The 20,978-nt window shown below is 70.5% G+C and carries 22 protein-coding genes and 3 pseudogenes; 6 read left to right on the plus strand and 19 right to left on the minus strand.

What is annotated here, in order from left to right; translation table 11 throughout:
• Positions 1-4 precede the first annotated feature (4 nt).
• Positions 5-361, plus strand: a complete 357-nt coding sequence (locus ABZV31_RS02300; protein ID WP_355886903.1) for a 5-carboxymethyl-2-hydroxymuconate Delta-isomerase — start codon at positions 5-7, stop codon at positions 359-361.
• A gap of 10 nt (positions 362-371) precedes the next feature.
• On the opposite strand, the gene ABZV31_RS02305 is transcribed toward ABZV31_RS02300, so the two are convergent.
• The 3 genes and pseudogenes from ABZV31_RS02305 to ABZV31_RS02315 form a co-directional block, all read right to left on the minus strand.
• On the minus strand, positions 372-1,058 hold the full coding sequence (locus ABZV31_RS02305; RefSeq protein ID WP_355886906.1) for a TetR/AcrR family transcriptional regulator: 687 nt from the start codon (positions 1,056-1,058) through the stop codon (positions 372-374).
• A 268-nt stretch (positions 1,059-1,326) separates the two neighbouring features.
• Positions 1,327-3,243, minus strand: a complete 1,917-nt coding sequence (locus ABZV31_RS02310) for a hypothetical protein (protein WP_355886909.1) — start codon at positions 3,241-3,243, stop codon at positions 1,327-1,329.
• Between the two features lie 49 nt (positions 3,244-3,292).
• Positions 3,293-3,792: pseudogene (locus tag ABZV31_RS02315) on the minus strand (tetratricopeptide repeat protein).
• 146 nt (positions 3,793-3,938) lie between these two features.
• Here ABZV31_RS02315 and ABZV31_RS02320 point away from each other — a divergent pair.
• A complete protein-coding gene (locus tag ABZV31_RS02320; protein ID WP_355886911.1) occupies positions 3,939-4,343 on the plus strand; it encodes a hypothetical protein in 405 nt (134 codons plus the stop codon).
• A gap of 82 nt (positions 4,344-4,425) precedes the next feature.
• Here ABZV31_RS02320 and ABZV31_RS02325 read toward each other — a convergent pair whose 3' ends face one another.
• The 7 genes and pseudogenes from ABZV31_RS02325 to ABZV31_RS02355 form a co-directional block, all read right to left on the minus strand.
• Positions 4,426-5,982, minus strand: coding sequence for a DUF1996 domain-containing protein (locus tag ABZV31_RS02325; RefSeq protein WP_355886913.1), 1,557 nt, complete (start codon positions 5,980-5,982; stop codon positions 4,426-4,428).
• 214 nt (positions 5,983-6,196) lie between these two features.
• Positions 6,197-6,847, minus strand: a complete 651-nt coding sequence (locus ABZV31_RS02330; protein ID WP_355886916.1) for a response regulator transcription factor — start codon at positions 6,845-6,847, stop codon at positions 6,197-6,199.
• Positions 6,848-7,006: 159 nt separating this feature from the next.
• Positions 7,007-8,002, minus strand: coding sequence for an NAD-dependent epimerase/dehydratase family protein (locus tag ABZV31_RS02335; RefSeq protein ID WP_355886919.1), 996 nt, complete (start codon positions 8,000-8,002; stop codon positions 7,007-7,009).
• A gap of 103 nt (positions 8,003-8,105) precedes the next feature.
• Entirely contained in the window at positions 8,106-8,693 is a 588-nt protein-coding gene (locus ABZV31_RS02340) for a winged helix-turn-helix domain-containing protein (protein ID WP_355886922.1), read from the minus strand.
• 535 nt (positions 8,694-9,228) lie between these two features.
• Positions 9,229-10,252 (minus strand): annotated as a pseudogene (glnII, locus tag ABZV31_RS02345) (glutamine synthetase).
• A 490-nt stretch (positions 10,253-10,742) separates the two neighbouring features.
• A complete protein-coding gene (locus ABZV31_RS02350; RefSeq protein WP_355886924.1) occupies positions 10,743-11,486 on the minus strand; it encodes a hypothetical protein in 744 nt (247 codons plus the stop codon).
• Between the two features lie 119 nt (positions 11,487-11,605).
• Positions 11,606-11,968, minus strand: coding sequence for an arsenate reductase family protein (locus ABZV31_RS02355; protein ID WP_355886926.1), 363 nt, complete (start codon positions 11,966-11,968; stop codon positions 11,606-11,608).
• A 163-nt stretch (positions 11,969-12,131) separates the two neighbouring features.
• Here ABZV31_RS02355 and ABZV31_RS02360 point away from each other — a divergent pair, with 163 nt between their 5' ends.
• Complete coding sequence (locus tag ABZV31_RS02360; RefSeq protein ID WP_355886928.1) at positions 12,132-12,446, plus strand: hypothetical protein; 315 nt, start codon at positions 12,132-12,134, stop codon at positions 12,444-12,446.
• A 218-nt stretch (positions 12,447-12,664) separates the two neighbouring features.
• Here the strand turns inward: ABZV31_RS02360 and ABZV31_RS02365 are convergent.
• A pseudogene (locus tag ABZV31_RS02365) lies at positions 12,665-12,925 on the minus strand (crosslink repair DNA glycosylase YcaQ family protein); the annotation flags it as partial.
• A 159-nt stretch (positions 12,926-13,084) separates the two neighbouring features.
• Positions 13,085-13,243 carry a hypothetical protein gene (locus tag ABZV31_RS02370; RefSeq protein ID WP_355886930.1) on the minus strand — a complete coding sequence of 53 codons (159 nt, stop codon included), beginning with the start codon at positions 13,241-13,243 and terminating at the stop codon, positions 13,085-13,087.
• A gap of 297 nt (positions 13,244-13,540) precedes the next feature.
• Between ABZV31_RS02370 and ABZV31_RS02375 the strand changes: the two genes are divergently transcribed.
• Positions 13,541-13,822, plus strand: coding sequence for a hypothetical protein (locus ABZV31_RS02375; protein ID WP_355886931.1), 282 nt, complete (start codon positions 13,541-13,543; stop codon positions 13,820-13,822).
• A gap of 19 nt (positions 13,823-13,841) precedes the next feature.
• Here the strand turns inward: ABZV31_RS02375 and ABZV31_RS02380 are convergent, their stop codons facing one another.
• The 3 genes from ABZV31_RS02380 to ABZV31_RS02390 all read right to left on the minus strand — a co-directional run bounded on the left by ABZV31_RS02380 (position 13,842) and on the right by ABZV31_RS02390 (position 15,794).
• Positions 13,842-14,435 (minus strand): hypothetical protein, encoded by a 594-nt coding sequence (locus ABZV31_RS02380; RefSeq protein WP_355886932.1) that lies wholly within the window; start codon positions 14,433-14,435, stop codon positions 13,842-13,844.
• A gap of 2 nt (positions 14,436-14,437) precedes the next feature.
• Positions 14,438-15,358, minus strand: coding sequence for a zinc metalloprotease HtpX (gene htpX, locus ABZV31_RS02385; RefSeq protein WP_355887574.1), 921 nt, complete (start codon positions 15,356-15,358; stop codon positions 14,438-14,440).
• Between the two features lie 178 nt (positions 15,359-15,536).
• Positions 15,537-15,794: a hypothetical protein gene (locus ABZV31_RS02390; RefSeq protein ID WP_355886935.1), complete on the minus strand. Its 258-nt coding sequence runs from the start codon at positions 15,792-15,794 to the stop codon at positions 15,537-15,539.
• A 357-nt stretch (positions 15,795-16,151) separates the two neighbouring features.
• On the opposite strand from ABZV31_RS02390, the gene ABZV31_RS02395 reads away from it, so the two are divergent.
• Positions 16,152-16,409, plus strand: a complete 258-nt coding sequence (locus ABZV31_RS02395) for a hypothetical protein (protein ID WP_355886937.1) — start codon at positions 16,152-16,154, stop codon at positions 16,407-16,409.
• Between the two features lie 144 nt (positions 16,410-16,553).
• On the opposite strand, the gene glnA is transcribed toward ABZV31_RS02395, so the two are convergent.
• On the minus strand, positions 16,554-17,963 hold the full coding sequence (gene glnA, locus ABZV31_RS02400; protein ID WP_355886940.1) for a type I glutamate--ammonia ligase: 1,410 nt from the start codon (positions 17,961-17,963) through the stop codon (positions 16,554-16,556).
• Between the two features lie 208 nt (positions 17,964-18,171).
• Here glnA and ABZV31_RS02405 point away from each other — a divergent pair, with 208 nt between their 5' ends.
• Positions 18,172-18,639, plus strand: a complete 468-nt coding sequence (locus ABZV31_RS02405; RefSeq protein WP_355886942.1) for an RDD family protein — start codon at positions 18,172-18,174, stop codon at positions 18,637-18,639.
• 70 nt (positions 18,640-18,709) lie between these two features.
• Here the strand turns inward: ABZV31_RS02405 and ABZV31_RS02410 are convergent, their stop codons facing one another.
• The 3 genes from ABZV31_RS02410 to lipA form a co-directional block, all read right to left on the minus strand.
• Positions 18,710-19,411: a DUF4191 domain-containing protein gene (locus ABZV31_RS02410; protein WP_355886945.1), complete on the minus strand. Its 702-nt coding sequence runs from the start codon at positions 19,409-19,411 to the stop codon at positions 18,710-18,712.
• Between the two features lie 84 nt (positions 19,412-19,495).
• Positions 19,496-19,696, minus strand: a complete 201-nt coding sequence (locus tag ABZV31_RS02415) for a hypothetical protein (protein WP_355886947.1) — start codon at positions 19,694-19,696, stop codon at positions 19,496-19,498.
• Positions 19,697-19,960: 264 nt separating this feature from the next.
• Complete coding sequence (lipA, locus tag ABZV31_RS02420; protein ID WP_355886949.1) at positions 19,961-20,926, minus strand: lipoyl synthase; 966 nt, start codon at positions 20,924-20,926, stop codon at positions 19,961-19,963.
• Between the last annotated feature and the right edge of the window lie 52 nt (positions 20,927-20,978).

Consider the following 20,978-nt stretch of genomic DNA (forward strand, 5'->3'; position numbering starts at 1 on the left):
GCCCATGCCGCAGATCACCGTCGACTACTCCGAGCAGCTGGCGGACGCCTTCGACCGGCGTGGCTTCGCGCAGGCGCTGCACACCGCCACGGCCGAGATCGCGGCCGCGAAGCCCCCGGCGTGCAAGACGCAGTTCCGCCGGACCGAGGACGCCACGGTCGGCCCGGACACGGGCGGGCACGCGATCGTGCACGTCACCATCGGGCTGCTGGCCGGCCGCACCGACGAGACCAAGGCCCGGCTCACCGAGGAGGCACTGGAGTTGCTGCGGCAGTACGTGAAGCCCGCCGAAGGGCTCGCGCTGCACGCGTCGGCCGAGGTGCGCGAACTCGACCCGTCGTACCGGAAGTTCGACAGCTGAGGATTCCGGGTCAGGGCGCGAGGGCGATCAGCCGGGCGACCAGGTCGCCGAAGGGGCCGTCGGGCTCGTCCTTGAACACGCGGCGCAGCAGCGTGCCCATCTCTTCGTCGTAGGCGGCGCTGACGGCCGCGAGCGCGGCGAAGTCGTGCACCAGCTGGGTCTCCAGCTCGGCGCGCGGGATGCGCCGACCGTCCAGCCAGATCAGCGCCGTCGACTCCGCGAGCGAGATCCAGGAGCGGACGACCAGTTCCAGTCGTGCGGGCGGATCCTTGATCTCCAGATGCGAAAGGATCTGGTCATACGCGGCCTGCCGCACCGAGTCGATGAGGGCGTTCGTCGTCGACGAGCCGACCGCCGGTCCGCCGCGCATCAGGGCCGAGAAACCCGGCCCGTGCTCGTCCACGAAGTCGAAGAACCGGCGCATCACGCGCAGCAGCCGCGCCCCCAGCGGTCCCTCGTGGGGCTCGGTGAACCGCCCCGCCAGATCCTCCGACGCGCGCTTCAACGCGGCTTCGTACAGGCTGAGTTTGCCGGGGAAGTAGTGGTAGACCAGCGGGCGCGAGATGCCCGCGGCCGACGCTATCTCGTCGATGGAGACCTCGTCGGGCGAGCGGCGGCTGAACAGTTCGAGGGCGACGCCGATCAACTGCTGCCGCCGTTCCTCGACTCCCATTCTGCGGCGAACCCCGGTAGTCATGCGAACACCTTACCGATCGAATCCGGCCCCGAACGGACCGGGCCGACCGCGGTGTTCACATGATTCCGTCAGATATCCATCACAAGACGACCACACGGGCCGCAGAAGCACTGCGCGCAGGATTACGCGGTGTCCGGCAACTCCGCGCACGGCGCCCGGCACGGTGGAGTCGGCCGGTACGGTCAACGTCCGTCGTCCGCGGCGGAGTTCGACCTCGAAGGCGCCGTCGGCGTCAACGGCTGCGCGTGGCGTGAACCGCTCGAGGCAACTAGCGCAGCGCGCCGATCGACCGGCCGTCGTCCAGCGTCCCCTTCAGGCCGGCCTGGGCACCCTGCTTGGTCCGTACGGCGAGCAGGTTGCCCTGGGAGGCCGCCCGGACCCCGCCCGTCGCCCTGATCGACGCGGTGTCCATGCTGCCCGCCGCGAGCAGATACCACGTGCCCGCCTCCGACTTCCACACCACTCCGGCCAGCACGTGCGGATCGCGGGCGCCGCACGCGGGCACGTCCTCGGCCTTCGCCGCGACGGCCCCGTACTTGCCGCCCGGGGTACGGAACTGGGCCAGCACCCGGGGCCCGCCGCCGCGCCAGGTCTCGGCCCGCGTGCACACCCACGCGGCCGAGCCGCTTGCGTCGGGCAGCGGCTGCTCGGCGTACTGCCAGGCGTTGACCGACCGCACGCCCTGCGCGCGCACGGCGCCCAGCGAGCAGGCGAACGGCGCCCAGGTGCGCAGCCCCTCCGCGCCGGACGCCTCGTGCGGAGCGGCGGGGCGGCCCGTGGTGAGGCGGGCGGGAACCAGTTCGCCCAGGTCGCTCAGCAGGTGCGCTCCGGAGAAGTCGGTCAGTTGCAGCGCGTTCCACGCGGTGCAGGCGCCGGTCTGCTGGGCGGGGCTGGCCAGCGGCGCGGTGACGCCGTCCGTCAGGCCGAGGTCCGTCGTCCCCGAGGCGGGCTTCAACAGGTCCCGCAGGGCCGCCTTCTTCACCCAAGGAGCCGTCAGATAGCGGACGTTGCCGTCGGAGCGGTTGAGGACGACGGCGGCCGCCTCGGACCCGGTGGCGCCGTCGACCCGGGCGAAGTCGAGCGCGGCCCCGGCCGTCGAGTCCTTCGGCTCTGCGTACCGGGCGATGCGCAGTCCGTCGTAGAGAATCACCACGCGCGCGTTGTCGACGTCGCCCGCGTACAGCAGCTGCGGCGGTCCGGCGGGGCCGCCCGACGGGGTGCCGCGGGTGGCCGAGACCCGGACGGTCTCGCCGGGGCGGGCCCACACCGCGAGCGCGCGGCGCAGCAGGGCCGTGTCAGCGGTGAGGCCGCCGCGCGCGGGCCACACGGAGAAGTCCAGGCGCGCGGAGCTCTTCCAGGCGGTGGGGGCGATCCTGGTCAGCCTGCCCGGGTCGAGGGCGGCCCGGGCGGACGGGTTCTGCGCGTACGTGGGGGCGGCGGCGCCGTCGGGGCCCCAGCCGCCGCCGGGCAGGGCGACCAGGGCCCCGCACACGGCGAGGGCCGCGGCGGCGGCGAGCGTCGCCTTGCCGTACTGCCTGCGCCGCATCAGGTCGGTGGGCCGGGCCTGCAGCGAGCAGGCGTCGAACTCGGGGGAGTCGAGCAGCGCGTACTGGGCGGGGACGCGGTCCGTTTGACGCAGCGCGGCGGCCGCGTCGTCCACGCCTGCGGCCGTCAGCACCTCGCGTACGGCGCGGTCCGAGAGCTTCTCCAGGCCGCGCAGGACGTAGGCGGCGCGCGCCGGTCCGGACAGGGCCGCCAGCCGCTGGTCCAGGGCGAGTTCGTCGGCGCCGCCCGAGCGCGGGAACAGGCGCAGGCCCCGGACCTGGGGGAGCAGCGGCGGCAGCTGGGCGCGCTTGGGCCAGGCCCGGCGCCGGAGCGGCAGGCCCGCCTCCAGCGCCGTACGGACCACCTGGAGGCGGACGAAGGCGTAGCCGGGGTCGGCGTCGCGGCCGGTCGACTGGGCCGGGATCACGGGCGCCGAGGACCGGCCCCGGGGCAGCGCGCGCTGGGTGAGGCCGTGCGCGGTCAGGACGCGTCGGTTGCGGCCGAGGCCCGGCGGCAGCACCAGATAGGCGAGCCGGACGAGCCGCGGGTAGTGCTCGACGAGCGCGGCCTCGGCCTGCTCGACGTCGACGACCGGCTCGGAGGCGGACGAGGGGCGCGGGGCGACATCCTGTGACTGCACGTTCAGCAGAACGAGCGAATCGTTGGATGGTCACCGCCGCCCGGCGGACTCAGCCCTCCGGTTCCACCAGCAGGCGGGCGTAGTTCGCCATGGACCGCTGGTAGCGAGGCAGATGGGGCGCGAGAGCGCCGAGGACGAGGGACAGGCCCTCGCGGTCGCGGCCGAGGCTGGACAGGCACAGGGCGAGACACGCGCGGACCGCGTCGTCCAACTCGTCCGACGGGCGTCCAGTTCGGGCGTGAGCAGCTTGACGCCCTCCTCCGCCTGCCCGATGTTCCGCAGCGAGCTGGCCAGCTGGATCCTGGCCCGGCGGCCCCGGTAGCCGCTGAGCCCGCGCGCCAGCGCCTCCCGGTACAGCGGCACCGCCCTGTCCGAGTGCCCGGTCGAGTCCCAGGCGCAGGCCTGCTCGAACGGGCCGAGCGGGCTGTCCTCCGGCAGCTCGGCGACGAGCGCGTCGATCACCGCCCGGAACGCGGCTGCCTCGTCCTCGGCGTAGTCGTCGAAGGCGGCCCAGGCGGCGGCCGCACGGTCTTCCCAGTCCTGGTTCACCGGCACACTCTCACACACGCGTGCCTGCGGCGACAGCGGATTTGAGCGCTGTGCACACCACAGCCGTATCGAAGGGCGGGGCCCCTCGCCGGGGCTCTGTGCGGCATGCTTCTGCTCCATGCCGCCGGAAGGGACCGGAGGAACAGATGAGGTTGACCCGACCGATGCTCGCGGTGGCCGGCGCCGCGGCGGTACTGGCGCTGGCGGGCTGCGGCTCCGGCGGCGACGCGGCCGCGAAGGTGCCGCCGACGGCGACCGGCAGCCTGGAGAGCCTGGCCGCCGAGGTGAAGTGCAAGCCGAACATCCAGACGGACGCCGACGAGATCCGCCAGGCGATCTGCACCAACTCCGACGGCAAGTTCGTCCTCGCCACCTTCTCCACCGACCGCGGCCAGCGGGAGTGGATCAACGATGCCAAGGACTACGGCGGCTACTACCTCGTCGGCCGCAAGTGGGTGGCCGTCGGCGACGACGGCGTGGTCAAGGCGCTGCGCGGCACGCTCGGCGGCGACCTGGAGACCGGGGCCGACCACCACGCCCACAGCGGCTGAGCCGCGCCGGGACGCACATGCCGAAGGCCGGTGGCGGAATCCCGCCACCGGCCTTCTTTCAGCCGTTCACCGGCTCAGTGGATCACTGGCACCGTCGGCCGGAGTTGATGCAGTCGGCGATCTTGTTCGCCAGGCCCCCGGTCGTGACGCTGATGAAGTCGTCGTGGTCCGTGATCGCCTTGTGCAGCTGCTCCGGGAAGCCGTCCACGGCGTAGGCGTTCTTCACCTGGCCGTTCTGGATGACCGGCTGCGGCACGCTGTACACCAGGCGCATCGTCAGCTGCGGGATCGCCTTGAAGCCGTTCTGGCAGTTGCCGTTGGCGTCGGCGAAGGCCACGTGCGTACGGTGGTTGGCGCTGTCGATGTTCTGGCCGTCCCAGCAGCTCTGGAAGGCGAACGTACGGACCACGTTGCTGCCCTGCGGGCAGATCGGGTACTTGTCCGTCAGCTGGACCTTGTTCTCGAAGCCGGTGCAGCTCCAGTGCGCGTTGGCGTTGGCCGTGCCGTTGGTGAAGGCCTTGGCGTCACCGGTGATGATCCGCAGGAACTGCGGCATCGCGACGACCTTGCTGGTCGGGCTGCCGACGTACTTGATCTGGGCCTGCTTGGGGACCAGGATCTTGCCGACGTTGCCTTCCTTGCCGCCGCCGTCGGCGTTCTGGTCGAAGTCCTGCGTGCCGTCCTGGACACGGACCACCGGCCAGTAGTACGCCGACAGGTCGTTCTTGTTCTGGCAGCTGGTGCCGCCCTGCAGGAACGTGTCGTTGCTGGAGAACGCGTTGACCTTCTGGTTGCCGACGTAGTCGTGCAGGTGGTGCGCGCCGTTGGTCACGCCGGGCGCCACGATCACGTTGTCGGTGTTGTGGTTCTTGTTGGCGTTCACCCCGCACCTGGTGGTGAACGAACCGGTCGAGGCGTTGCCGGTCTTCTGCGGCTTCGCGGCGACGTTCGGCTGGACCTTCGTGATGTCGACGAAGTCGGCCGCGGACGGGCCGTTGCCGGCCTGACCGCCGTTGTTCTGCTGCTGGCCGTTGTTGCCCTGCTGCTGGCCGCCGTTCTGCTGTTGGCCGCTGTTGTTGTTCTGTTGGCCGCCGTTCTGCTGCTGGCCACCGTTGTTCTGCTGGCCGCCGTTGTTCTGGCCGCCGGCGGTCGTCTGGCCCTGGTTGGCGTTGCTGCCGGTGCAGCCGGTGAGGTTGTCCAGGCTGTCCGGCGCGCTGCCGCCGGCCCGGTTGATCTCCAGCTTGATCCGGTCGATGATCACCTTCCGCCGTTCCTTCAGCGGCTGGAGGATGGAGTTCTGGACGAAACTCGCGTCCCTGGTCTGGGCGTCCCGCGTGGTCGCCAGACGCTGGTAGGCGTCGGTGATCTGACGGTCGAGATTGGCCAGTTCGCCGTCGACCTCGGTACGGGCCTGGTTCGGCACGTTCGTCAGCTTCTGACCGACGTCCGGGCAGGAGATCGTCGCCACCTGCGCGGATGCGGCCTTTGTCTGGTTCTGCCACGAGTTGTTGTTCGACTCGTGCGCAGAGGCGTAGAAGTTTGCCCAGATCAGCCCGCCCCCACCGAGCGCTAGGGCCGCCGATGCGGCTATGGCCTTGGTGGCCAGCGGCGTACGGCGTTTTCGTGTGTTGCGTCCCATGGAACTCCTCTGACTTCCTTGCGGGGCAGCATCGAGGCGCCCGACAGGAGTGAAGCGGCTCCCTTCCATACGGATCCGGTCCCAGGGGTGTTCAGCCGTCTCACAAATTCCTGAGAGATTCGAGGAGCAATTCATCCTCAACTGCCCTATGCACACCGGGAGTTGCGGTGATCTCACGGATGGTGTCGGACGGGCGGGGGGACTTCGTGGAGATTCAGCGGTCCTGGTCCGGATGGGCGAGTACGGCCGGCACACGCCGATTGTCGTCGTCCGAGACCTCGAGTCCCGGTTTGGCGAAGATGTTCGAAGTGTGCTTGGCGATCGCCCGATCCGTGACGACGAGCTGCGTGGCGATCGCCGCGTTCGACCTCCCCTGCGCCATCAGCTCCAGCACCTCCAGCTCGCGCGGCGTCAGCCGTGCCGACGGCCGGTCGTCGGCCGTCCGCCGCAGCAGCTGCCGGATCACCTGCGGATCCATGGCCGCACCGCCCGCCGCGACCCGGCGTACGGCGTCCACGAACTGCTCCGCGTCGAACACCCGGTCCTCGAGCAGATACCCCACCCCGCCGTTGCCGTCGGCCAGCAGTTCGCGCGCGTAGAGCTGCTCCACGTGCTGCGACAGGACGAGCACCGGCAGCCCGGACGTGGCCCGGCGGGCCCGGAGCGCACACTGCAGCCCCTCGTCGGTGTGCGTCGGCGGCAGGCGCACGTCGACCACCGCCACGTCCGGCTCCAGCTCGGCCAGCGCCCGGGGCGGCTCCGGGCCGGACTCGACGGCCGCGGCGATCTCGAAGTCGTGGGCCTGAAGGAGCCGGTCCAGCCCGTCGCGCAGCAGGAACAGGTCTTCGGCCAGGACAACGCGCACGGGATCACCCCGGCGACCGCGACCGTCCGTGCCCTGCCGACGGCGTCCCTGGTGCCCCCGTTCTTCGTGTCCATGCCGTCACTCTCGCCGAGCGGGGTCAAGGGGTCACGGGGCCGGGCCACCGTGGTGGGGGTGGGGCTGGCACCACCCCCACCACGGCTAAAGTCCCAGCACCTTCGCCTCCACCGCCGGGTCCAGGCCCACCGCGGGCCGGTCCGGGCGCTGCGGGGCCGTGCCGCCGATGGCCTGCAGCCAGCTCCACGTGTCGGCGACCGTCTCGGCGACGGGACGGCAGCTCAGGCCCGTCGCGACGGCCCGCGAGACGTCCGCGCCGTGCAGGGCGTCGTGCAGGTCGCTGCCCGGCGGCACCCACACGGGCAGCTGGGTCCACGGCTCGACGCCCGCGTCCAAAACGACGTCCGGGTCGGTCCAGCGCAGTTCGGCCTCCGCGCCGGTGACCTGCACACAAGCGTCCAGAAGTGTGCCCATGGTGGCGTGCCCCTGCGGGCTGATCAGGTTGTACGGCCCGCTCAGCTCCCGCTCCACCGCCCCGAGGATCCACGCGGCGAGGTCGCGGACGTCGACGTACTGCAGGGGCAGGTCCCGCGGACCGGGCGCCAGCACGGGACCGCCCCGCGCGATCCGGTTCAGCCACCAGGGCAGGCGGCCGATGTTCTCGTACGGCCCGAGGATCAGCCCGGACCGCACCAGCAGCGAGCGGTCCGGGCCGAAGGAACCGACCGCCGCCAGCTCGCCGCCCCGCTTGTCCCGCGCGTAGTCGGTCTGTTCCGCGCCGGCCTCGGCGCCCTCGACGAGGGGCGCGTCCTCGCTGTACCCGGCGGGCGGGGCCCAGGCGTACACCGAGCAGCTCGACACGTACACGTACCGCCGGGCGCGGTCCCGCAGCAGCCGCGCCGCGTCCCGCACGGCACGGGGCGCCGCCGCCCAGGTGTCGACGACGGCGTCCCACTCGCCGCCCTCGGCGAGGGCGGCGAGTCCGTCGGGCGCGGTGCGGTCGCCGCGCAGCGACCGCACCCCGGGGGCGGGCGCGTGCCGCCCCCGGTTCAGGACCGTCACATCCCAACCGCGCCCGGCCGCCGCCTCGACTACGGCCCGCCCCGCGAACTCCGTACCACCCAGCACCAGAAGTCTCATGCCGGTGACTGTGCCCGCCTCAGCCGCGGGACGGAACGGGGATCTGCCGACAGCAGACGTCCGACGCCCCGCTGCGGGAGCCGGCGCGCCGGCCCCCGGGACGTCAACGTCCCGTCGGCGGCGCGTACTTGTAGCCCACGCGGCGCACCGTCTGGATCGCCTGGCGGTGCTCGGCGCCCAGCTTGCGGCGCAGGCGCGCGATGTGGACGTCGACGGTGCGGCCGTCGCCCACGTGGCCGTAGCCCCAGACCGTGGTGACCAGCTGGTCGCGCGTGTGCACCCGGTGCGGGTGCGCGACGAGGTGCGCGAGCAGCTCGAACTCCAGGTAGGTGAGGTCGAGTTCGCGTCCGTCCACCGCGGCGGTGCGCTGCACCGGGTCGATGCGGACGAGCGGGTCGCCGCCCTCGGCGGTGGCGTCGGCCGGGTCGGCGTCCGGGTGGTCCGGCACCGCCACCGGCAGGAACGGTGGCTGCTGGTCGGCCGGGACGAGCACCAGGTAGCCGATCATCGGCGGCCGGCCCGGCAGGGTGGGCAGGGCGTGGCGCGGAGCGGGCAGCCAGGTGGCGCCCGGCGGCAGGAAGTCTGTGACGTCCACGACCTCGTCCCGGTCGACGGCCCGCAGCCGGTGCCGCGAGGCGCTGGGGGAGGGGGCGGGGAGGGTGGCGGTGGAGACAGAACGGGTGGTCGCCATGAGAGGTCAGCTCTTTCGCGCGAGAGGTTCGTCGGGAGGGTCGACGGCCGCGAGTTCGTGGTCGGGGACGTCGAGGGACGTACGTCGTTGCGCGCTGGCCGAAGGCCGGGGTGTACGGCTTTAGAGGGCCCGCGCGTTCACCGCGCGGCAACACACCCGGTCGAAGTCGTGGTGCTGACGGGAAGGCCAGAAGGGCTCGAGGTCATGGCGACCCGTCGCGGTGTACTTCTGGAAACTGGCCATGGCCCCATTGAAGCAGACACAGGGCCCGGGCAGGACCCTCCTCTCACTGCTTGGACGCTTCCGTGACGTGAAGCTGACGCTGCGGGTGTCACCCCACCAGGCGTTTGTGCCAGGTCAGAGGCGCGACCGAGATCACCTTGTCCGGTTCGCCGTCCCACACTGCGGACAGCCCGGCCGTGGTGAGCGCCGCCACGACCTCGTGGCCGACGGCCGTCGTGGTCCCAGCCGACCCGTCGAACGCGGAGGGGCGCCCACCACAGCGGTGGGCGCCCCTGGGGAAGCAGTGGGCGGATCAGACCTGGCCGGCCTTCTCCAGCGCGGTGCAGCAGGTGTCGACGATCAGGCGCGTCACGACGTAGGGGTCGACGTTGGCGTTCGGACGGCGGTCCTCGATGTAGCCCTTGCCGTCCTTCTCGACCTGCCACGGGATGCGGACCGAGGCGCCGCGGTTGGAGACGCCGTAGGAGAACTTGTCCCACGGGGCCGTCTCGTGCAGGCCGGTGAGGCGGTCGTCGATGCCGGCGCCGTAGTTCTTGACGTGGTCGAGCGGCTTGGAGCCCTCGCCCAGGGCCTCGCACGCGGTGATGATCGCGTCGTAGGTCTCGCGCATCGCCTTGGTGGAGAAGTTGGTGTGCGCGCCGGCGCCGTTCCAGTCGCCCTTGACCGGCTTGGGGTCGAGGGTGGCGGAGATACCGAAGTCCTCGGCGGTGCGGTAGAGCAGCCAGCGGGCCACCCACAGCTGGTCGGCGACCTGAAGCGGGGACAGCGGGCCGACCTGGAACTCCCACTGGCCCGGCATGACCTCGGCGTTGATGCCGGAGATGCCCAGACCCGCCTTCAGGCAGTTGTCCAGGTGCTTCTCGACGATCGCACGGCCGAAGATCTCGTCGGCGCCGACACCGCAGTAGTAGCCGCCCTGCGGGGCCGGGAAGCCGCCCTCGGGGAAGCCGAGCGGGCGGGAGCCGTCGAAGAAGGTGTACTTCTGCTCGATGCCGAAGATCGGCTCCTGGGCGGCGAACTTCTCGGCGACCTCGACCAGCGCGGCCCGCGTGTTGGACGGGTGCGGGGTCATGTCGATGTTGAGGACCTCGCACAGCACCAGCAGGTCGTCGCCGCCGCGGATCGGGTCGGGACACGAGAACACCGGCTTGAGTACGAGAGGCGTGACCCTCGGCCTGATTCGTGGAGGACCCGTCGAAGCCCCAGATCGGCAGCTCGGCACCCTTGGCGTCGTCGCTCAGGATCTTCGTCTTGGAACGCAGCTTGGCCGTCGGCTCGGTGCCGTCGATCCAGATGTACTCAGCCTTGAAGGTCACGGGCCACATCCTTCGGGGGTGGGACTGGGCGCACTTGCGGGTGCTACGGCGCTGCGGCACTGGGGCGCCGCGGTTGTCGCCCGGCAGCCTGTCAACGGGCGATTTCCCGATCATTGCCCGACTGTGAACCCCGTGTTATCTGGTGGTGCTGTGTCCCGATTCACGGTGTGAGGGCGACCGCGGCGCGGAGATGCGGCGCGGAGAGGCGGCGCGGAGAGGCGGCGCGGAGAGGCGGCGCGGAAAGTCGACAAGGAGACCCTGCGGGCGCTCGCGGGCGGGCGGTCGTACGGCGGCTCGTATGCGATGGGGTTGAGACCGGACGGCACCGGCCGGCGACCGCCCCCCGTGCGGCCGCCGGCCGGCCCGTGCCCGCGCCCGTGCCCTCCCGGGACTCCGGACGTGCCGGTCCTGCTGCTCGTGACCGGGAGCAGCAGGGCCGTGACGCGTACGGTGGGGCCACCGCCTCACCGCGTCGCTGCCGGGGTCGGCGTCACCCCACCTTTTCGATCAGCGCGCGCCGGATCAGGAACTTGCCGGGTTCCCGGACCTGTTCGAAGGCCGCGTTGTTCAGCAGGATGCAGCTGCCGGAGATTGACGTGACCTTCACTGTCGTGGACTTGTTGTTGTCCAGGTTGGTGACCTTCAGCGTCGTACCCGCCGGGAACTGGTTACTGGACGCGGCCGGGGCACCGCCCTCGCCGGAGAGCGTGACGGTGGAGCCCTTGCACAGCTGCTGACCGGAGGCCGCAGCGCCACCGCCGGCGTTTCCCGCGGCGGCGGTCTGCGAGGGCTGCGCGGTCTGCTGGGCGCCACCGGCCTGCTGGCCCGCCTGCTGGCCGGCCTGCTGGCCCGCCTCCTGGCCGGCCTGCTGACCGTTCTGCTGACCGTTCTGCGCCGGCTGCGTGGCCTGGGAGTCCTGAGCCGACTCCCCCACCGCACAGCCGGACGCGGCCTGCTTGCGCTTGATCTCCGCGATGACCGCCTCGCGGTTGGCGATCCGCGCCGCGGACTGCGCGTCGGGATTGGCCCGCTGGCCGTCGATGAACTTCTGGTTGTTGCCGAGCGCGGTGGCGAGCCCCTGGCAGACGGTCGAGTCCCCGGCGGACAGGGTCCGAGGGGTCTGCGCGGCGTTCGAGGTGGACGCCATGGCGAAGGCCCCGCCTCCCGCCACCGCCGCGGCACTGACCAGCAGCGCGACCTTCTTCTTCGTGCTGAGCTTTCTCCTGCGCGACATCCGCGCCTCCTGAAGAGGTAGGGGAGCGTACGCCGCTATGTACGAGATACCGAACGAAGTTACTCAGTGGTTACAGGAGTCAGTGAAGTAACGTACGTCACAGGCGAGTTGAGGAGCGCTCAGCTTCGCCCGAGGGCATCCCGTACTGCCTCCTCGCTGCGGGCCACCACCGCGGTGCCGTCGTCGGCCGTGATGATCGGGCGCTGGATCAGCTTCGGGTGCTCGGCGAGCGCCCTGATCCAGCGGTCACGCGCCGTGGCGTCCCGCGGCCACTCCTTCAGGCCGAGCTCCTTGGCGGCGGCCTCCTGGGTGCGGGTGATGTCCCACGGTTCGAGTCCGAGGCGGGTGAGGACCTCCCGGATCTCGTCCTCGGTCGGTACGTCCTCCAGGTAGCGGCGGACGGTGTAGTCGGCGCCCTCGGCGTCGAGCAGACTGATGGCGCTGCGGCACTTCGAGCAGGCCGGGTTGATCCAGATTTCCATGCCGCCCACGGTACGCGAAAACCCGTCTCCGCCTGCGTCACCGCAGCCCCGAAAGCCCTTGTGGCCAGGGCTTTTGTCAGTGGCGGGCAGTAGACTGGAAGCAGTGTTCGAGGGTGTCGCCAGGGCCTCCGGTCGGCGCCCCCACCGCGACAGGAGGATGCCTGTGCCCGCTGCCGCACCGAAGCCGAATCCTCTGTTGACCCAGTCCACCGCGAAGCGTCCCGTCCAGCTCGACATGCCGTACGCACCCGTGGAGAAGCGGCCGCTGCCGCCGGGGCGTCCGCGCGAGTGGTACGTCACGCACAACCGCCGCCTGAAGGCGATGCGGCTCGCCATCGCCCTGCTCGACTCGGGCGTCCACCTGCCGGGCCAGGCCCGCAACGAGACGATACGGAGCGCCGCGGAGCTCATCGGTGTGCGCCCGCCCTCGGACACGACGTGTCACATGGTGCGGGCGCTCATGCGGTACAGCCGGTGAGCTGAGCGCCGGGCGCCGTTTCTCGTGACGGCGCCCGGCGCAAGCCTTCAAAGCCGAGCGTTCCGAAGCCGGACCGCCCTCAACCGCCGTGCGGCGTGGCCGCCGTCCGGGGGACTCCGCTCCCGGACCCCGCTGCGGCCTGAACGGCCTCGTCCTCGAAATACGGGGCGGGCTGAGATGTGCCGGCCGGCGACGGCTACCCCGGCCGACCCGTCCCCCTACCCCGCCAACTCCCGCTCCAGCGGCGTCCGGAAACGCGGTGTCACCTTCGTCGTGCCCACCCAGGACCGCAACCGCTCCGCCTCCGCCACGATTGCCGCTTCCGCATCCCGGCCCACCCCATCCGTGTCCAGGAGCCGCCAGAGGATCTCGCCGTCGGGTCGCTGGGCCCAGCCGCCGATCACCCGGCCGTTCCACGACACCGTCGGGCCCACGTTGCCGCTGCCGTCGAACAGCAGTGGCCGTAGCTTCTGCGCGAGGGAGCTCCAGCCGCCCTTCAGCAGGCCGGTGTGGGACACGTTCCGTCCCTGCGGAAGCTGTTTGGCCACTCAGGCCCGGGTCGCCGTCCAGCCCCCGTCGCCCAGGCCCGTCAGCACCGCGTCCACGAAGTCCCGCCGGTCGTCGGGGTGGTCGTTGAGTCACTGGCCCAGCTTGCGTTCGGCGTCGGGCAGTTCGAGACGGGTGAACTGGGCGCGGGCGGCGAGGGCGTCCTGGACGGCCTCGGTGACCTCGGGTGGGATGACGGCGTCCGTGCCGGGCACGGCGAGCACCGCCCGGCCCTCGTAGGCGCGCAGCACCTCGAGCGCGGGGGCCGCGCGCCAGCTGTCGGGCCTGCGGATGATCTCGCACGGCGCTCAGGCCGAGGGCGCCCCACTTTCAGCCTTCGCCGCCCGGAAAACGAGATGCACGCCCAGTGACCGCATCCCTACGCTGGACACGCGTTGCGGAGGTGCCCACCACCGCTTTCCGCAGGACAGGAATCACCCTGCGGACCCGGGGCTACTCTTCTACGCACCGACGGCCGGACGCCCGACCCCCAGCGCCCCGTCGTTCAGTCGACACCGCTCAACGACCCACGCCCACGGAGGCCCGTCATGGGCACCATCGTCATATCCGGGACCGTCGTCCTAATCGTTCTAGGATTCGGAAACCACGTCTGGTGGCTCGCCGCCGTCGCCGTCCTCTTCCTCTACCTGCAGTACGGGCGAGGCGCGTCCTCGACGTCCTCGTCCGCCGGGGGACAGCCGTCGGGGGCCGCGCCGGCGTCGTACAAGGCCTACCGCGACCGCCGTGACCAGCAGGCCAAGTGGGAGCGCCGCTACCGCCGCGAGCGCCCCCTGGAGGCCCGCCGTCAGGAGCGCGGGAAGAGCAAGTGAGACCGCTGGTGATCCCCGGTCACAGACCGGGGGCGCCCCACACCGGGAACCAGCGGCTCAGTTCCTGCTCGATCCTGAGGTCGTTCGCCAGGGCCGCCTTCACCTGCAGTTCCAGCGCGCTGTCGCGCCGCTGTCCCTCGCCGGGCAGCGGCGCGAACGGGTAGAAGGAAGCTCGCTTGTAGAGGTAGACGAGGGCGAGCCGCCGCCCGCCCTCGTCCCCTTTGTTCTCGAATCCGGCCAGCGAGCACAGCAGCTGCGGGCCGAAGCCGTTGACCTCCATCGCGCTGTTCACGGCGTGCAGGTCGTTGACGAGCTCCGGCAGCTGGTCCGGCGTGCGGCGCGAGACCAGCCAGGAGTAGCCGTACGCGTCCCGGGACAGCTCCACGGGCGGGCCGGTGCGGTCGGCGTCCGCGTCGAGGAGCGCCTGGACCTCCCGGTGCGTCTGCTCGAAGGCTCCGCCCTCGACCGTGGCGAAGCACACCGCACCGTGCCCGGTCGGTGTGAACCCCATCGCGGCCTGGAGTGTCACCGCCGCCGACGGCAGCGCGAACAGCTGGTCCAGGTCGGGCAGGGCCGGCTTCGTACGGCCGAGCAGGATGTCCAGGAGCCCCATCCTCAGCCCGCCTTCCCCGGCGCCGCGGCCTCACCCAACTCGGCGGAGATCCGCCCGAGTTGGTCCAGCCGCTGCTCCAGGCTCGGGTGGGTCGAGAACAGCCGGGAGATGCCGGGTTCGGAGCCCAGTGCCGGTGTGAAGTAGAAGGCGTTGAAGGCCTGCGCGGTGCGCAGATCCTCCGAGGGGATCCGGGCGATGTCGCCCGAGACCTTGGTGAGCGCGGAGGCAAGCGCCGAGGGCCGCCCGGTCAGCAGGGCCGCCGCCCGGTCCGCGGCCAGCTCCCGGTACCGGGACAGCGCCCGGATCAACAGGAAGCTGATCGCGTAGACGGCCGCCGAGACAGCCATCACGGCGGCGAAAACGGCCAGGGTGTTCTGGTCCTTGCGGCCCCGTCCGAAGAGCTCCGAGTAGAAGGCGAACCGTACGATCAGGCCCGCGATCACCCCGAGGAAGGACGCGATCGTGATCACGGCGACGTCCTTGTGCGCCACGTGCGACAGCTCGTGCGCGAGCACGCCCTCCAGTTCCGCCGGCTCCAGCCGCCGCAGCAGTCCGGTGGTCACGCACACCACGGCGTGGTCGGGATTCCGTCCGGTCGCGAACGCGTTGGGCATGTCCATGCTCGACACGGCGACCACCGGTTTGGGCATGTCCGCCATGGCGCACAGCCGGTCGATCACCGCGTGCAGCTCGGGGTACTCCTCCCGTTCCACCACCCGGCCGTGCATCGCGAACAGCGCGATCCGGTCGGAGAACCAGTACTGGGCGACGAGGAAGGCCGCCGCGATCACCACGACCAGTACCCAGGACTTCAGCAACACGATCAGCGCGGCGACGAACGCCACGTACAGCAACCCGAGCAGGAACAGCGTGACCCCCATGCGCACGGTCAGCCGCCGGTCGCTCTGGAAGCGGCTTTGCATCTGCATCACCCCGCAGTCAGGCACTCGTCCCGCTGTCCAGTGTGCACCCGCCGTGTCCCATGAACGGGTTCCGAACGGCCCCAGTAGGAGCAAAAGGTCCCTGTGAATCCGCGTGCGCGCGGGCGCGGGTCTCGGCGTGGGTGCGCTGCGTGCGGGCCGTGTGCCGCGGGTGCGGGTGTCAATAGAGGGCGCGCGTCTGGGCGTAGCCGAGGAGCAGGATCACCGCGGCCACACAGCCGAGCACCACGGCCGTCGATATCCACGACGACCGGCGGGGTGTCACCGGGTCGGGGTCGGCCCGGAAGGGCACCGGCCCCGGCAGGTTGTTCTTCCAGCGGGCGGCGAGCATCCGGGCCCGGGCGGAGGGCTCCTTGTGCTCGGCGGCGTTCGCCCACCTGTGGTCGAAGTCGCGCTCCCAGTGGTCCTCTTCGGACATCCCCGTTCACCTTTCTCATCCAGTGGAGCCGGGAAGGAAGATCCCTGTCTGTAGGACGCTGTGAAGCGCGGAGGGTTGCACGGACGGCCCCGTCATCCCTGCCGCCGCGGAGCGCACGACCCGTTCCGTACCTCGTTCTGCCCAAGATGCTGAGTGGTCGACGGGCGGCTAGCCTTTATCAGGAGAGCCGCAATACGGGGGTACGCCCGCCGCTGGCTGGATCCCCTGTCGGCTGGACGTGCTTCTCGTCCTCAGGCGGCAACATCTACGACTGCACCGGACTCTTCCCACTGCGGCCGCGGCCATCCGTCTCGTGCCTCGGACCCACCGCACGGAGGGTGGAAGGAAGGTATATCCATGAAAGCACATCGCGCGAGGCGTCTCTTCGCGGTGTCGGCCATCGGCGTTCTGATGGCTGGCGGGGCCGCGATCGGCGCTGCAGGTACCGCCTCGGCAGCCGTCCCGGCCAACGTCTCCACGAACGTCTCCACGAATTTCGGCCGTGGCTGCTCCGACTTCGGTCGCAATGGCTGGTGGAACAACAACTGCGACTTCCGCTTCGGCAACCGTGGCGATTTCAACAATGGTGCCGTCGTAGTGATCGTGGTGGGCTGAGCTTCCGGTCTCGGGCTGCCGGCGTGCAGCCCACGGCAAGCACGGCTGAGGGCCGCCACCTGGATTACCAGGTGGCGGCCCTCACCGCGACGGCCATCGGGGAATCGCCCCCCGGGGACACCGGGGGGCGATCCACCCACCTTCTCAGACGTCGAAGTAGAGCTCGAACTCGTGCGGGTGCGGACGCAGCTGCAGCGGGGCGATCTCGTTCGTCCGCTTGAAGTCGATCCACGTCTCGATCAGGTCGGACGTGAACACGTCGCCCTGGAGCAGGAACTCGTGGTCGGCCTCGAGGGAGTCGAGGACGGCCGACAGCGAGGTCGGGACCTGCGGGACGTTGGCGTGCTCTTCCGGAGCCAGCTCGTACAGGTCCTTGTCGATCGGCTCGGCCGGCTCGATCTTGTTCTTGATGCCGTCCAGGCCGGCCAGCAGCAGGGCCGAAAAGGCCAGGTACGGGTTGCCGGAGGAGTCCGGGGCGCGGAACTCGACGCGCTTGGCCTTCGGGTTCGAGCCGGTGATCGGGATACGCATGGCCGCGGAGCGGTTGCGCTGCGAGTACACCAGGTTGACCGGGGCCTCGAAGCCCGGCACCAGGCGGTGGTAGGAGTTCACCGTCGGGTTGGTGAAGGCCAGCAGCGACGGGGCGTGCTTGAGGATGCCGCCGATGTAGTAGCGGGCGGTGTCCGACAAGCCCGCGTAGCCGGCCTCGTCGTAGAACAGCGGCTCGCCGTTGCTCCACAGCGACTGGTGGACGTGCATGCCCGAGCCGTTGTCGCCGAAGATCGGCTTCGGCATGAAGGTCGCGGTCTTGCCGTTGCGCCAGGCGACGTTCTTGACGATGTACTTGAACAGCTGCAGGTCGTCGGCGGCCGCGAGCAGCGTGTTGAACTTGTAGTTGATCTCGGCCTGGCCGGCGGTGCCCACCTCGTGGTGCTGGCGCTCGACCTTCAGGCCGGCCTTCTCCAGTTCCAGGGAGATCTCGGCGCGCAGGTCGGCGAAGTGGTCGACCGGCGGGACCGGGAAGTAGCCGCCCTTGTAGCGGACCTTGTAACCGCGGTTGTCCTCCAGCGCACCGGTGTTCCAGGCGCCGGCCTCGGAGTCGATGTGGTAGAAGGACTCGTTCTCCGCGGTCTTGAAGCGCACGCTGTCGAAGACGTAGAACTCGGCCTCGGGACCGAAGTACGCGGTGTCGGCGATCCCGGTGGAGGCCAGGTAGGCCTCGGCCTTCTTCGCCACGTTGCGCGGGTCACGGGAGTACTGCTCGCCCGTGATCGGGTCGTGGATGAAGAAGTTGATGTTGAGCGTCTTGTCCCGGCGGAACGGGTCCACACGCGCCGTGGAGAGATCGGCGCGCAGGGCCATGTCGGACTCGTGAATGGCTTGGAAGCCACGGATCGAGGACCCGTCGAAGGCGAGTTCGTCGTCCGGGTCGAACGCCTCGACCGGCACCGTGAAGTGCTGCATCACGCCCGGCAGGTCGCAGAAGCGGACGTCGATGAACTTGACGTCCTCGTCCGCGATGAACTTCTTGGCCTCGTCGGCGTTCTGGAACATCCAGCTCCTCCTACTCCCGACCGTCCCGCCGGGGTGGTAGTTCGTTCGTGCGGCCAGTGCGGGTGGCACACGCTGCCTCGACCCTAGGGACGGGTGATTTCTCGGGCGTGACCCATTTGTTTCGCAGAAGTTAACCGGCCCGAGTGCGGTCACGGCCGTGGACACCCCGGCGGACCCCCTGCCTTCAGGGTCGCAGTACCGTGGACGGGTGGACAACAGGCAAGCACTCGGATCGTGGCTCTCCGGGCCGCGCGCGGCCATGGAAGACGCCGGTGCCGACTTCGGTTACCGGGGCGAACAGCTCGGGCTGCCGGAGCAGGGACCGGGCTCGATCGCCCGCCCGGGGCGGCGGCTGGGCGCCCTGGCCGTCGACTGGGCGCTGTGCGTGTTGATCGCATACGGCCTGATCACCCACGGCTACAGCCCTGCCACCAGCAACTGGGCGCTGCTTGTCTTCTTCGTCCTCGGCGCCCTCACCGTCGGCACGGTCGGCTCCACCCCCGGAAAGCGCCTGTTCGGCCTGCGCGTGGTCGCCCTCGGCACCGGCCGGGTGAACCCGCTGCGTGCCCTGTCCCGCACGGTCCTGCTCTGCCTGGCGATCCCGGCCCTGATCTGGGACCGCGACGGGCGGGGGCTGCACGACCGGCTGGCGGGGACCGTGGAAGTGCGTATCTAGCGCGCATCCATCGCATACGGCGAAGGGGCGCCCGGAGTGATCCGGGCGCCCCTTCGCCGTATGCGGGGAATCAGCGGGCCCTGGGCCCGCCCTTCGGCAGTCGCATGCCCTTCGGCATCGGCCCCTTCGGCAGTGGCATGTTGCTCATCAGGTCGCCCAGGGCGCGCAGCCGGTCGTTGGTGGCGGTGATCTGCGGGCCGGTCAGCACGCGCGGGAGCTTCAGCAGGGTGGTCCGCAGCTTCTTCAGCTCGACCATGCCCTCGCCCTGGCCGACGATCACGTCGTGCACCGGGACATCCGCGACGATGCGGTTCATCTTCTTCTTCTCGGCGGCGAGCAGGGCCTTCACCCGGTTCGGGTTGCCCTCGCCGACCAGCACGATGCCGGCCTTGCCGACCGCGCGGTGCACCACGTCCTGGTTGCGGTTCATGGCGACGGCCGGAGTGGTGGTCCAGCCGCGGCCGATGTTGTCCAGGACCGCCGCGGCGGCGCCCGGCTGGCCCTCCATCTGCCCGAAGGCGGCGCGCTCGGCCCGGCGTCCGAAGACGATCGCCGTCGCGAGGAAGGCGAGCAGGAGGCCGAGAATGCCGAGATAGTAGTAGTGACCGATCAAGAAGCCGATCGCAAGGAAGACACCGAAGGTGATGATGCCGACAGCCGCGAGTACAAGACCGATCTTCGGGTCGGCCTTGCGGGTCATCTTGTAGGTCAGAGCGATCTGCTGCAGTCGCCCGGGGTTGGCAGCCTCCGCTGCGGTTTCCTTCCTCGCCATGTCACGAAGTCTACGTGGCCCCGGAAGCACCCGACGACGGCAGTGCCCGGGGGAGAGTGTGGGGAGGGGCGGGGAGGGGGGCGGTCAGGGACGGGTGGCGGTGACCTGGTCGAGGACGCGCTGCGCCTCGACGCGATCCTTGGCGCGGCGGCGGTCCTCCAGGACGGAGGTCCAGGCGTTGCGGCGGGCGGTGCGCTGGCCGCTGCTCATCAGCAGGGACTCGACTGCACGAAGTGCGTCGGTGAAGGACGGAATTGCTGTGGCGCGAACGGGCGCGGCCTGCATGGTGGAGGTCCCCCTCGTGACGGCTCTGGGTGTACGTGGCGTGAGTTCAGGGTCACTGATTGGTGTTACCAGGGCGTGACCGACCGGTCAAACACCAATGAAGCCTTGATGCCGCAGGCCAAAAGGCTGACGCGGCCCTGACGGACGCCCTCATCTGCGGGGACAGTCAGGACCGCGTCGTATCGGCCAGACTGAGCAGTAGTTTCTTGTGCGTGAATTCACACACTGCCCTCCCCTGTGCGAGGCACAGCAGGTGACGGTGTGTCAGACGGCCTGGGCGGCGACGAAGGCGCCGCGCTTCTCGATCGCCATCTGGTACAGCCGCCCGGCACGGTACGACGAGCGCACCAGCGGGCCCGACATCACACCGGAGAAGCCGATCTGCTCGGCCTCCTCCTTCAGCTCCACGAACTCGTGCGGCTTGACCCAGCGCTCCACCGGGTGGTGGCGCACGGACGGACGCAGGTACTGCGTGATGGTGACCAGCTCGCAGCCCGCGTCGTGCAGCTGCTTGAGCGCCTCGCTGACCTCCTCACGGGTCTCGCCCATGCCGAGGATGAGGTTGGACTTGGTCACCAGTCCGTAGTCGCGCGCGGCGGTGATGACCTGCAGCGAGCGCTCGTAGCGGAAGCCGGGGCGGATCCGCTTGAAGATCCGGGGAACCGTCTCGACGTTGTGCGCGAAGACCTCGGGGCGCGAGGAGAAGACTTCCTGGAGCTGCTCCGGGACCGCGTTGAAGTCGGGGGCGAGGAGCTCGACCTTGGTGCGGCCGCCCTCGCGGCCGGCGGTCTGCTGGTGGATCTGGCGCACGGTCTCGGCGTACAGCCAGGCGCCGCCGTCCTCCAGGTCGTCGCGGGCGACGCCGGTGATGGTGGCGTAGTTCAGGTCCATGGCGACCACGGACTCGCCCACGCGGCGCGGCTCGTCGCGGTCGAGGGCCTCGGGCTTGCCGGTGTCGATCTGGCAGAAGTCGCAGCGCCGGGTGCACTGGTCGCCGCCGATGAGGAAGGTGGCCTCGCGGTCCTCCCAGCACTCGTAGATGTTCGGGCAGCCGGCTTCCTGGCAGACCGTGTGCAGGCCCTCGCTCTTCACGAGGTTCTGCATCTTCGTGTACTCGGGACCCATTTTCGCCCGGGTCTTGATCCACTCGGGCTTGCGCTCGATGGGGGTCTGGCTGTTGCGGACCTCCAGGCGCAGCAACTTGCGTCCGTCGGGTGCGACTGCGGACACGTCGGCTCCCTGTAGCTTCGATTCTTCGGCGTACAACAGGGTACGCCCGTGG

Source organism: Streptomyces sp. NPDC005202 (genome assembly GCF_040608235.1).
GTDB lineage: Bacteria > Actinomycetota > Actinomycetes > Streptomycetales > Streptomycetaceae > Streptomyces.

Coding starts and splice junctions, on each gene's coding strand:
- ABZV31_RS02300 (WP_355886903.1), top strand. CDS start 5: ATGCCGCAGATCACCGTCGACTACTCCGAGCAGCTGGCGGACGCCTTC.
- ABZV31_RS02305 (WP_355886906.1), bottom strand. CDS start 1,058: ATGACTACCGGGGTTCGCCGCAGAATGGGAGTCGAGGAACGGCGGCAG.
- ABZV31_RS02320 (WP_355886911.1), top strand. CDS start 3,939: ATGAGGTTGACCCGACCGATGCTCGCGGTGGCCGGCGCCGCGGCGGTA.
- ABZV31_RS02325 (WP_355886913.1), bottom strand. CDS start 5,982: ATGGGACGCAACACACGAAAACGCCGTACGCCGCTGGCCACCAAGGCC.
- ABZV31_RS02335 (WP_355886919.1), bottom strand. CDS start 8,002: ATGAGACTTCTGGTGCTGGGTGGTACGGAGTTCGCGGGGCGGGCCGTA.
- ABZV31_RS02340 (WP_355886922.1), bottom strand. CDS start 8,693: ATGGCGACCACCCGTTCTGTCTCCACCGCCACCCTCCCCGCCCCCTCC.
- ABZV31_RS02350 (WP_355886924.1), bottom strand. CDS start 11,486: ATGTCGCGCAGGAGAAAGCTCAGCACGAAGAAGAAGGTCGCGCTGCTG.
- ABZV31_RS02355 (WP_355886926.1), bottom strand. CDS start 11,968: ATGGAAATCTGGATCAACCCGGCCTGCTCGAAGTGCCGCAGCGCCATC.
- ABZV31_RS02375 (WP_355886931.1), top strand. CDS start 13,541: ATGGGCACCATCGTCATATCCGGGACCGTCGTCCTAATCGTTCTAGGA.
- ABZV31_RS02380 (WP_355886932.1), bottom strand. CDS start 14,435: ATGGGGCTCCTGGACATCCTGCTCGGCCGTACGAAGCCGGCCCTGCCC.
- htpX (WP_355887574.1), bottom strand. CDS start 15,358: ATGCAAAGCCGCTTCCAGAGCGACCGGCGGCTGACCGTGCGCATGGGG.
- ABZV31_RS02390 (WP_355886935.1), bottom strand. CDS start 15,794: ATGTCCGAAGAGGACCACTGGGAGCGCGACTTCGACCACAGGTGGGCG.
- ABZV31_RS02395 (WP_355886937.1), top strand. CDS start 16,152: ATGAAAGCACATCGCGCGAGGCGTCTCTTCGCGGTGTCGGCCATCGGC.
- glnA (WP_355886940.1), bottom strand. CDS start 17,963: ATGTTCCAGAACGCCGACGAGGCCAAGAAGTTCATCGCGGACGAGGAC.
- ABZV31_RS02410 (WP_355886945.1), bottom strand. CDS start 19,411: ATGGCGAGGAAGGAAACCGCAGCGGAGGCTGCCAACCCCGGGCGACTG.
- ABZV31_RS02415 (WP_355886947.1), bottom strand. CDS start 19,696: ATGCAGGCCGCGCCCGTTCGCGCCACAGCAATTCCGTCCTTCACCGAC.